We start from the raw sequence: 12,848 nt of genomic DNA, 5'->3' as shown, positions 1-12,848 counted from the left end.
AAAACCTCTCTATTGTATTTTAAATCCTTCAGGGTTTTGCTCTAAATTACTTGTTGATATGGCCTGAAATGGTATTGGGGCTATATATTGTGCCTTTGTGGGCATTCGTACTGGCAATACATTTTCAGACGGATCTCTTAAAGCTGCAATTTCTTCAACCTTTTCGGTTCTCACTAAATCAAACCATCTCTTATATTCCCCAGCTAACTCCCAGCCTTTTTCAGCTATGATTTCATCAACACTTGCTGATGCTACATCAACTGAACCATTTGGTGTTAAATAATCTAAACCAGCAGCTCTTCTCTTCACCTGATTAAATGCTTCTATGGAGCTGTCTGTTTGACCTACTCTTGCTTGTGCTTCAGCATATATTAATAAAACCTCTGCATATCTATACAATTCCCTAGCTCTAAAATCAAATACTCTTGGCCCAACAGTTAAATCTGCTGCTGCTGTAAACTTTTGATACATTGGATGTTGCCTTTGTGAATCTGGCCAAGGTTTTGTTGGTGGATCTTTTACAAAAATCACACCTCCTGAAACTCCTCTCTGTGGTATCTCTGTGGCAAAAGTTGCATCTTTTCTAGGGCCTTCTGGAAAATCGTTAAAAAATTGCAATTCTGGAAAAGCATCAGAAAACCCTCTTGCCTCATGAAAACTAAATGCTGTTGTATAATTAGAACGAAGATCTTCATCTTTAGAAAATTGCACTGCGAAAATAGATTCGGTACTATTTTGATTTTCCAATAGCCATAATTGATCAATAGGTAATAGGGTAAAATACCCCATATCAATAACCTCTTTAGCTTTATTTGCTGCCATTTGATATTTAGAATTGTCCTTTACTGGCCATCCTCCCCATGTTAGGTATAAATCTGCCAATAGCGCTTTTGCTGCAGCTGACGATACTCTACCTACGTTGGCCGTAGCTCCTGGTGCAGGTAAATTTGCTTCTGCAATTAATAAATCTGCTTCCATTTGAAGATAGTTTTCTAAAACAGTTGCTCTGGTTTCTCCTCCTGTTATTTCTATACCATCTGCTATAATTGGCATATTGCCATGTGTTCTTACCAAATTAAAATAACATAATGCTCTAAAAAATCTTGCTTCAGCATCTCCTAATACTATGGCATCTGTTGAAGCTGTAGACGTTTTTAAACCTTCAATAAGGCTGTTTGTAAAATAAATGGTACGCCAGTAATTGTCCCAACCATGATTTAACCAATTTATATCTGAATTTTCACCGCTACCATAGTCAAACCTGTCAAACACTCTTAAAGGCGCTTTATTACCAGCTTCCCAAGTCGTTATATCGTCTGCGCCATAAGTTGGTGTTCTTAAAAAATGTGGGTTTCTATGTGCCTGTAACAATTGTCTGTAAATAGGCGTTAGTGCGGTAACAATATCTCTCTCTGAAGAGAGATTATCTATAGTTATTACACTACTTAAATCTTCTTCCAAATCGGCACAAGACTGAAATATCAATCCAAATGCCACTATAACCAAAAAGAGTTTATTTATAAATTTCATGTTATATTTTTTTATGTTAAAATGATGCTTTTAATCCGAAAGAAAATGTTCTGTTTATTGGATATGTATTCAAGTCTATACCTAAATCTACATCAGATTGCCCTGAAGCTGTAGACTCAGGGTCAAACCCTGTATAATCTGTTATAATGAATAGGTTTTGGGCATTTACAAACAAACGTAATTCGCTTAAACCTAATCCACTTATAACATTTTTATCTATATCATAACTTAAGTTAACATTTTTAAGTGTTACAAACGAACCATCTTCTAAAAACTGTGATGACAGCAATTCGGTTCCATCTCTACCAGCAGGAATATTACTAGGATTATCCGGAGTCCACCTATTTAGATAATCTGAATGAACTGCATGAAACTGTTGAGCTCCTAATCCCATCATACGGCCTCTTTGGAAGTTATAGATGTCGTTACCTTTTGAACCCAGTAGTATAAAATTTAAATTGAATCTCTTATAACTTACATCCCAATTCCAGCCCCAAGTATAGTCTCCATTTCCATCTCCAATAGTAGTAATATCATCTGTAGAGATAACCCCATCATCGTTTAAATCTCTATATTTTGCATCTCCAGGCACTCTACCAAAAACTGCGGCTTCGGTTTCTTCTCCCAATTGATAAACACCATCAAAAATATATCCTCTAAAAGCACTTATAGATTGTCCAACTTCTACACGTGTTGGGTTTACGGGGAAGGTATTTTGGTAAAACACATTACCTAATTCTAAAGCATCTACGTCATCTAATAATGATTTTACTTCATTTTTGTTTCTAGATACGGTTAACATTGAGCTAACATTCCAGTTATCATTATTTACCAATCTTAAATTAAGCGATATATCAAACCCTTTGTTTTGAACCTCACCTGCATTTATGGTTTGTGTAGTTGGTCCTACAAATTCTGGTAATATTCTATCTAATAATAAATCCTCAGTATTCTTTTTATAGATATCTACCCCCAAAGTTACTTTAGAATCCCAAAGCCCAACATCAATACCAAAATTTGATTGCCTAGTAGTTTCCCAGGTTAAATCTGGGTTTGCCAATCTATTGGAAGGTGCCAAACCTACAGCTAAAGCCCCTCCTGTGAAAGGGTAGTTTACATTGTCTCCAATAATTGGTAATGAGCGTGTTGCCAAAGGCTCTATTGCCTGGCTACCTATAACGCCATAACTAAATCTTGCTTTTAAGTTACTTATAACATCTATATTCTGAATAAATTTTTCTTCAGATAATTTCCACGCCACAGAACCAGAAGGAAAGTATCCCCAACGGTTACCTTCTCTAAATTTACTGGAACCATCTGCCCTTAACGATGCCGTAAACAAAAATTTATCAAATAGTGAATAATTAACCCGACCTAAAAAGGATTGTAAGTTCTCATTTGTTGACATGTTCTGGGTTCTTTGAATGGCTGCCAATGATAAGTCTTTATACCCTGTTTGATCTGTAAAAAAATCTTCGCCCGATGCAATGGTATTTTTTCTTAAAACCACTTGTTGCTCATGAATAGCGTCTATTTTTAATTTATGATTAGGGTTTTTATCATATGTAAAAGTTAACCTATTGGTATTTTGCAACCTTGTTACCGCCCTGTTTTCTACTTGAGCAGCTCCTAAATTATTTACAATAGTAGGTATGTAACTGTTGTTTTCTCTATCAAACCTATCTAAACCACCTGATACATTTAGCACCAAATTATCTAATATATTATAGTTAATATAACTGCTAATAGTAATCCTGTTGTTAAAATTTTCTACAGTATTATTTTCCGGGGCCAATAGCGGATTTAACAATCCATTTCCCACTCCTGAGATTAACGGTGTAAAATTATAATCTCCATCTTCATTAAAAGCCGGGGTTGTTGGGTCCCAAGTTAATCCTGTTGCTAAATTTGCCCTAAAGCCTGTTAGCTTTTCATGACTAGCAAATGTGTTTAAACCTACCTTAAGTTTACCTGATAGATTAGCATTCAAATTAGCCCTTAAAGTATATCTTGTATAATCTTGATCTATGATAGTTCCTTCAGAGTCAAAATAGTTAGCAGAAAGAAAATAGTCCATTTTATCTCCTCCACCGCTGGCCGATAATTGTGCATTATAGGCATAAGCCGTTTTAAATAGGCGTTCTTGCCAATCTTCGCCTCCACCTGCTCTTAAAGCCGCTATATCACTAGCAGAATAAAACTCTGAACCTTCGGCAAAATTGACTCCTTCGGCAAAATCTGCCGGGCTTAACAAATCAAGTTCTTGAACTACATTAGAAACACTATAAAAAGATTCAAATTCTATTACAGCAGGCCCTTTTCTTCCTGATTTTGTGGTAATCAACACCACACCATTGGCTCCTCTTGAACCGTATATTGCTGTAGAAGATGCATCTTTTAGCACCTCCATAGACTTTATATCATTAACATTTAAAGAGTTAATATTACCCACAACGGTACCATCAACAACATATAAAGGCTCATTGTTTCCCGCAATGGAATTTGCCCCACGAATTCTAATCTTAAATGCGCTTCCTGGTGCTCCGCTGGTTTGGTTAACTTGTACTCCTGCCGCCCTTCCTTGAAGTGCTTGGTCTATTTTAGTTAATGGCTGCTTTTCAAAAGCTTTTGCAGATACAGATGCCAAAGCTCCTGTTAAATCTGACTTTCTTTGGGTACCGTACCCCACTACCACGACTTGGTCTAGTTCTGCCACGTCATCTTCCATAATCACATTGATCATTTTATTGGTTACCAGCACCCCTTGGGTTTTATAGCCCACATAGGAAAAAACCAGTGTGGCTCCTTCTGTTGTTTCAATGGAATAATTGCCATCAAAATCTGTGGTAGTTCCTGTGTTGGTGCCTTTTACAATAATAGACACACCAGGCAATGGATAACCATTAGCATCTTTTACATTTCCTGAAACAGTTTGTTGCATGAAACTTACACCTGTAACTTCTTTCAAACTATTGTTAGCGAATAAGCTTGAATAAGAAATACAAAAGATCACCAATAAAACATTTTTTAAAAAATGCTTGAAATACATAGTTTTTTGTGTTCTCATATAGTTAGTTTTTAAACTTTGCAGACCTAAGCTACAAAAAGTTGTTATAGTTAGGATAAAATTAATTGGTAACTGTATTTTAAAAGGGGTAATCATTATGCACTTCATAGTCAATTTGGTTCAAATCACCTAAAAACAAAGCCTATAGCATATTTTTAGCAACATTTATATAAGGAATAAGAACTAATTTAATCTACAAGCTACAGCAAACCAAACTTGTTTACTTGGTGTATGTCTTTTGAGATATCATAAATTGAGAATACGGTAGATGTTACCTTTCAGCTGTTATCAACATCATTTCTATCTTAATGGGCTGCCAACGCCCATTTGTTACCTGCGGCTATTGGTACAAAATCTACTAAAAAGCCAAATGTTTTAATGAGTATCTTAAAGCTTCTGGAACGTGAATGACTCCTCCTACAATCGTCTAAAAAAGGGGCTCCGCCCCTGTTCGATTAAATTGGCTTCTTTACTTTTAAAAAGCAGGCGTAACTGTTTTAGCTGTTTGCTAATTTTTTTCTCTATATTCTTTAGGGGATATACCAAACTGATTGGTAAACGATTTTTTAAAATACTTATAATCACTAAACCCAACGGTATAAGCAACAGCACTTAAATTTAAATCTTGGGTAAGCAAAACCTCTGATGCCTTTTTTAAACGTACGGACCTTATAAACCCAGCAATAGACATACCTGTAAGTGCCTTAATTTTTCGATATAGGGTAGATTGACTCATATTTAATTTGTTTGCTAGAATTTCTACCCCAAACTTTTGGTCGTCTAAATGATATTCTACAATAGAAAAGGCTTTATTAATAAACGCTTCTTCAAAATTAACTGCCTCAATGCCAGGGCTTGTATCAAACCTGATTTTATTTTTTAAGTGTTCCCTAATTCGTTTTCTATTCTCTAACAGGCTTACAACCCTAGATTGCACTATTTTTGTATTAAAAGGCTTCTTAATATAATCATCTGCTCCAATATTCAAACCATCAACCTCATAAACTATTGAGGTTCTAGCCGTTAGAAGAATTATAGGAATATGAGATGTCCCGATATTAGATTTTAGGTGTTTACACAACTCTAAGCCATCCATTTCTGGCATCATTACATCGCTTACAATTAAATCTGGTACTTTTTTCTCTGCTATTTCTTTAGCTACTAACCCGTTTTCTGCAACCAATACAGTATAGTCGTTTTTAAACAACGATTCTAAATAGGACAAAATATCTTTATTATCATCAACTATCAATAAGGTTTCTTGTTGCTCTTCTTTGAGTATCTCCTCATAAACAAAGCTAGATTTTTGCGCACCTGTACCTGTATATTGGCTTATATCTTCGGTATTTTTAAATTCAGGAATGAAATCTTCGGTTGAAAAGTGCGCTTTTCCTAACGGGATGAGTGTAGTAAACTTAGTGCCTTTTCGGGGCTTACTTTTTACGTTAATTTCTCCTGAATGTAGTTTTACAATTTTCTGACTAAGAGAAAGTCCTATTCCAGAACCAATTAATTTAGTAGATTCAACATCCTTTATTTGAAAAAAACGGTTGAAGATTCTATCTTGGTTTTCTTTTGATATGCCTTTACCATTATCTTCAATATTAATCTTACAATATTTTTCATCCATATCTAAAGACAACTTTACTTTTCCTTTTTCAGGTATAAATTTAAAGGCATTAGACAACAGGTTACATAAAACAATTTCCATTTTTTCCCTGTCGTAGGTTAAAGGGATAAAGCTGTTAGAAGTTTCAAAAGTATAATCGATATCCTTTGCATCAGCATATCCTTTAAAAGACAAAAATATTTCTTCAGAAAACTTTACAAAGTTACCAGGGGCAACTTGAAGATTAAGCAGTCCTTGTTCTGCTTTTCTAAAATCCAAAAGCTGATTAATTAAATCTAATAACCTATTGGCATTCTTATCTATATAATTTAGTTTTTCTTTAAGGCTACCTTTTAAATTAGGTTGGGTAAGTATCTCTGATAACGGACTTACAATTAATGTTAAAGGTGTTCTTAACTCATGTGATATGTTTGTAAAGAACTTTAATTTTGCTTCGCTTAATTCTCGTTCTTTTACTTCGCTTATTTTTGCCAATTCTAAATTGGCTTTTAAACGTGTTCTGTTTGCTGATACTCTTATAATAAGATAGACAATACCTAAAACCAAAATAAAATATACAGCATATGCTGTTTTTGATAGCCAAAAAGGTGGGCTAATATTAATCTGTACTTTTTTTATTGCCCCATAGTTCAATTTATCTCTAGTACTCTTTATTTCTAGTATATATGTTCCTGGGCTTAACCCCGTAAAACTTATCTCATTTTTTGAGCCATTATCTATCCAATCATCTTTTATCTCTTTAACTCTATAGAGATAGTTTAAGTTAGATTGATCTGTAAAATTTACGGCAACAAAATCAAAAGAAATCACAGATTCTTTATAACTTAAATTTAAGTTATTGGTATAGCTTATGCTTTTTTGCAGCACATTGTTACCATTAATTTTATCGCCTACGCTAACTTCTTCATTATTTATTTTCAAAGATGTAAGCACAATATTTTGTGAAGACCTATAAGGCTCTATATTAGTTACATTAAAAGAAAAAAGGCCTATTGAAGTCCCCAAAAAAAGTACTCCCCCATCATTGTAATAAGCATTAATATTTATGCTATAAGGCATATCAACATATTCATCTAAAACACTAATGGTTTGGGTATCTCTTTTTAAAACAGCAATATCTGATACAGAGCTAAACCAAATATTATTTTGGGAATCTTTAGTTACACTTGTTATATAATCATTGTTTAATCCCGAATTTTTATTGTAGGTTTTAATTAGCTCAACACCTGTGCCTGTATTCAGAATTTTTAGCATACCTCCTGGCACACCAACCCAAAGTGTATCTTTCTCTTTTGAGTACATAGACAATATGATAACACTAGGAAATTTACGCTTGCTTTTAATATCTTCTCTTGTAAAGGTTGAATCCTTAGCATTGTACAAGTACAATCCATTGTATGTGCCTACCCAAAGTCTTCCTTTTGTATCTTCATCTATAACACTAATACGGTCACTATTAACTTTATACTTACTACTTGAGTTGTATAAGATGCCATTTTTTAGCACTTTATCAATAGTATAGTTAAAAAGTAACAGCCCGTTTTGCTGTGTACCTACCCAAAGGCTATTGTTTGAATCTAAATACAGGCTTTTAATTTTTTTATTAGGCAAACTACTTCTAATAACTCCTTTTAAAGGATTCTTTGTGTTATATACAAATAGCCCTTTTTTAGTACCTACTAGCATAACATCTTCTATCTCTAAAAAACATTCTACTTTTATATTTATACCTGGTAACTTCGAAAAATGTTTTCCATCTTTTGAAAAACCTATACCTCCTCCCCAAGTACCACACCATAGGTTATTGTGTTTATCTTTAACTACAGCTTGAATGTTGTTATCTGGTAAACCAATATCATTTGTTAAAGAATTAGCATAATATTTAAAGTTGTTACTTGGTATAACTTTTACAACCCCTCCGTAGCCAGTAGCTATCCAAACAACATCTGTATCATCCATATGAATATCTAAAACTGTTTCATAATTTGAGTTGTTTAAATATTTGGGAGATAATGGTATCTTTTTAAAACTAGACTGGTTATTAGACAAAACATACAGCCCTTGTGTCCAGGACCCAACCCATATATTATTATCCTTATCTATATTAATGGCATTAACACCCTTTAAATGAGCCTTTACACTTCCCGTAAGTTCACTTAAACTATAATTTTCTGTACTAAAGGCAAAAACACCTAATGCCGCTCCTATTAAAATTCTGCGCTCTGTTTTATCAAAAAAAAGGGTCATTGGCTCTCCAACAGAAATAGGGATTTTGTTTAAATGCTTTTCTGTTGGTGAATACTTATACAAAAAATTACCTGAAAGCGCCCAAATATTACCAAATGGATCTATTAAAAGGTCATGAATTCTTTCGTTGGAAACAAAGGTTTCTTTTAATTTTCCATCTGCAGATAATACAAACAAACCGTTATTCCATGTTGCAACCCAAATATTCTCCTCACCATCTTTAACTATACCTGTAACTCTAATTGAAGATAGTCTACCACTTACGTTAAGAACATGATTAAAGTTTTTAAAGGCATCTAAAACAGGATTATAAACCGAAAGCCCTCCGCTTTTTGTTCCTACCCATATTTTATTGGAGTTTTTATCATAAAAAAGTGTTTCTATATTTTCATTTTCAAGTTCAAAATATCGCTCCTGTGGCGTAAATAATTTAAAATTTGAACCATCATAGGTGTTAATTCCGTCTTCTGTAGCAAACCATTTTAACCCTAAACTATCTGTAACAATTTTAGAAACGTAATTAGAAGACAGTCCTTTGGAAACATCTATATACTGAAATCTATACTCATCTTGAACTTGACAATACGAGTTCTCAAAAAACGTAAGCAAGCAAATTATAAGCATGAATGACTTTAATTTCATTGACCAAGGCTTTACACTAAAAATACTAATATTTTACCATTTAGAATAGGGGTGCTTCATTTTAAACTTTATATATCTAAAAACCCAAGGTTTAAAACCTTCTAGATGCATTTCCCATTTTTGAAACGTTTTGGCTGGGCATGGTTTTCCTTGTACTTGTTCAGCTAAAAAAGTAAGCGTTTTGCATAAGGTTATGTATAAAATTTAAATACTTAGGAATAGCTCTAGATGCATCATGGGTGTTATCCTTCTTTTTATGTGCCACAAAACAAATTCATGGTTTTTATATCAACAATATTTAAAAATCCTGTTACCATTTCCTATGCGTCCATTCATAAATAACCTGTGCAAAAAAGAGCTGGCTCTCCTTTTTATTTTTCCAATCAAGTAGTTTTTAATCTAATATAAACAGACAAAAGACTGAGATTATTAAGATGAATGACATTCTTGATAGCATGCTATTTTAATTCGATAGCTCCTATATCTGGTAATCCATTTATATTACTCCCTAAAATATCCTTTGTAAGATTTAAACCGTAAACAATTCCAATGGTATCGTTTTTTATTTTTGGTATCTCCAATCCTTTATCTTTAATGAGCTTAATGTTCTTAGGAATAAAACTCTCGGCCCCCGAACCTTTTATATTAATAAAATTGGCATTGCCTATAATAGGTTGTTGGTCTTGTAATCGTTGGTCTTTTGGCCAGCTACTTTTATGCAGAAAAACATTGTTTTTAAAAAACACATTTTTAACTTTCCATTTGCCATCTGTTTCAGGGTTGTACTGGTCGCCTTTAACCACTGTCGCATTACTTTCAATATGAAAAATATTATTGGCAATGAGTACACCATCTACCCCCCTATCAATGGCTATTTTTGCCTGAATATTGTTTTTTGAATAAATGGTGTTATTATAGAAATAGGTATTATAAGGCCCCTTTCTTTTTTCATTATTGCCCGTATAACCGCTTAACCAAAATATTTTCCCCTCTTGAAAGGCATTGTTTTTTCCTTTAATTCGGTAGCCATCATTTACACTTATATTGTAACGATATGCACAGTTGTAGCTATTTCCAAGAATCTCACAAAATCCACCCGCATTATTGGCACTAAAATTATACTGCAAAACAATATTGGAGCAATTATAATCTATATGGGCGCCTGAAGAATCTCCAGGGCCATTGGCATTGGTAAAATGGTTTTTCTCTATTAAAACCCGATCTGAATCCCACGTCCAAAGCCCACTTCCACGCCCCCACTTACGGGAATCATCATTACTACCAGAATAATTTACAGAATTACCATGAATATGACCATTTGATACACCAGACATTTGTATACCCGGACCACCAGTTTTAAGCACCTTATTATTTGAAATTTCAAAATCTACAATTCCAAACGTCCCATTGTATTTTTTTGAAGTTAATTTAATGCCTGTATGTGCTACATTTTCAATAATAGAATTTGCTACCTTGACATCTTTTAAGACTGCGTTTTTAACCTTATTGACAATACGAATACCCCAACCATAATTTTGGGTACCATTGGCTGTTTCAACCTCTTTTTCAGGTCTTTTAAACCCTTCTTCTTCAAAGAATACATCATGAACCTCTAAATTAGATAAGTAGATTTGCTCATACATACCAGGTTTTGTGATTTTAACTAAAACACCGCAACGCATGCTGTTTTTAGTTTTTGCCTCTTGTATTTCACCTATACTTGCGTTTACTTTAAGGTTTTCTACATGAACAAAACTACAGTTATCAATTAAAATACCATTTTTATATCCCTTGGCATGAATGTATCCCTTCTTGTTTTTATCTGTATTGCTATAAGTTGAAACAACAATGGGATTTTCTTTAGTACCTATCACATTTTTTAATACTATAGGTTCGGGAAATGTATTACCAGCAGCCAGTAATATTTTATCTCCTGGCTTAAATTGTATTTTCTGAATTTTTCTAAGACTCTTCCAAGCACTTTCAGGTGAAGCCCCTTTATTAGCATCATTACCTAATGTCGCATTAAAATAGTATGCTTTGCCAAACTCCTGATGCGTTTTAGTGTTAGAAAAACAACCACATAGCGTGAAACAAGCTAATAGGCATATTATATGTATACTAATACTCTTCTCCATTAGTAAATCTGTCAGGGTGAATTTTATTGTACGCTTTATTTTGTCTTAACCCAAGAAAAGCTGGTTCGGGGTTTTTGGTATTCCACTGGTCGTGCATTTGTTTGAGTTCACTGAATTTCTCGGAATCTTTCAATAGCTTTTCTTCGCTTATATCTTCTAAAAGATTATACAATTCTGTATTTCCTTTCTTGTCCTTCACTAACTTAAAATCACCTTTTCTAACCGCTAGTCCGTTATAATCATATTGTCTCCAATATAGAGCATCATGGGGTATTTTGGAGTTTTCTCCTGTTAAATAAGGTATAAGGTTTACACCATCTAATTTGTGCTTTGGTGTTACGTTTGCCTGGACTACTGCCGTAGCAAAAATATCCAGAGAGATGACTGGGTTATGGTATTGCTTCCCTTTAGGAATGGTTCCTGGCCACTGCACTGCAAAGGGCACCCTTATACCGCCTTCGTACATTGAACCTTTACCTTCTCTTAATTCGGCATTATTGGCGCTATGGTTTTCAGGGCCACCATTATCAGACAAAAAGAACACTATGCTATTCTCATTAATCTTAAGCTCTTCTAACTTATTTAATAAATTACCTACACCATCATCTACAGCACTTACCATAGCGGCATAAATTTGTCGTTTTTTATCTTTTACGTGCGCATAGCGTTCTAAATATTTTTGTGTGGCTTGTAACGGTGTATGAGGCGCATTATATGCCAAATACAAAAAAAACGGATTGTTTTTGTTACGTTCTACAAAATTTACTGCTTCCCTTGAGAGCGCATCTGTTAGATATTCTGTTTCTTCTATACGTTTATTATTACGTAATAGCTTGGTGTTATATGCATCAAATTGCGATGTTATTTCTGAAAGATTTTTACGAGTCCATTGCTCTGGGAAATATTTATGTCCTCCGGTTAAAAAACCAAAAAACTCATCAAAGCCTCTTTCTAATGGACGTAAAGAAGCATGTGCCCCTAAATGCCACTTGCCAATAGCCATGTTTTTATATCCTGCTTTTTTTAAAGCTTCAGAAAGCATTTCTTCTGATTTTGGCACACCTTGCAAAGCATCTTTTGGTGCAAACAACGGATTTCTGCTAAACCCAAATCTGTCCTGATATCGACCAGTTATTAATCCGGCACGACTAGGCCCACATACCGCATAACTTACATATCCATTGGTAAACACAACACCGTTCTCTGCAATGCGGTCTATGTTTGGTGTTTTTATATCTGGCGAACCATTAAAACCAACATCTTTATAGCCTTGGTCATCTGTAAGTATAACAATAACATTTGGTTGTCTTTTTTTAGGTTTTATACCTGTTGAATTATCATTCCCCTGCTTTTTGTTACATGAAGCAAAAATTTGCATGATAACAGCTAACAATAGAATACTTCTTCTCATAGTTTGGTTCATTTATAAGGCAAATTAACTGAAACCTAATAATAGCCAATAGGAGTTATTCTGCTAAAAATGGGGTTTATCATTCATTTACCCCAATTTCATCATTTAAGCTTTAATTGGAGGCCTGATTAAGCTAAAAGTAAATTTTATAGAAAACATTCTACTTTTTCATCGATGCTATAA

5 protein-coding genes are annotated in these 12,848 nt (G+C 34.0%); all 5 read right to left on the bottom strand.

The window, feature by feature from the left end; translation table 11 throughout:
• Positions 1-9: 9 nt before the first annotated feature.
• Positions 10-1,530, bottom strand: coding sequence for a RagB/SusD family nutrient uptake outer membrane protein (locus VOI54_RS08380; protein WP_326282278.1), 1,521 nt, complete (start codon positions 1,528-1,530; stop codon positions 10-12).
• A 16-nt stretch (positions 1,531-1,546) separates the two neighbouring features.
• The gene (locus tag VOI54_RS08375) at positions 1,547-4,597 is read right to left on the bottom strand and encodes a SusC/RagA family TonB-linked outer membrane protein (protein WP_326282277.1); all 3,051 of its coding nucleotides are present in this window, start codon (positions 4,595-4,597) and stop codon (positions 1,547-1,549) included.
• A gap of 508 nt (positions 4,598-5,105) precedes the next feature.
• The gene (locus VOI54_RS08370) at positions 5,106-9,116 is read right to left on the bottom strand and encodes a two-component regulator propeller domain-containing protein (RefSeq protein WP_326282276.1); all 4,011 of its coding nucleotides are present in this window, start codon (positions 9,114-9,116) and stop codon (positions 5,106-5,108) included.
• A gap of 458 nt (positions 9,117-9,574) precedes the next feature.
• On the bottom strand, positions 9,575-11,254 hold the full coding sequence (locus VOI54_RS08365) for a right-handed parallel beta-helix repeat-containing protein (RefSeq protein WP_326282275.1): 1,680 nt from the start codon (positions 11,252-11,254) through the stop codon (positions 9,575-9,577).
• A complete protein-coding gene (locus tag VOI54_RS08360) occupies positions 11,238-12,665 on the bottom strand; it encodes a sulfatase-like hydrolase/transferase (protein ID WP_326282274.1) in 1,428 nt (475 codons plus the stop codon). Before VOI54_RS08360 ends, VOI54_RS08365 begins: the two co-directional genes overlap by 17 nt.
• Between the last annotated feature and the right edge of the window lie 183 nt (positions 12,666-12,848).

This window comes from Alterotamlana spongicola (assembly GCF_035818475.1).
GTDB lineage: Bacteria > Bacteroidota > Bacteroidia > Flavobacteriales > Flavobacteriaceae > Cognatitamlana.
The sequence above is the reverse complement of the archived record's forward strand: the minus strand, read 5'-3'. Positions and strand labels throughout refer to the sequence as shown.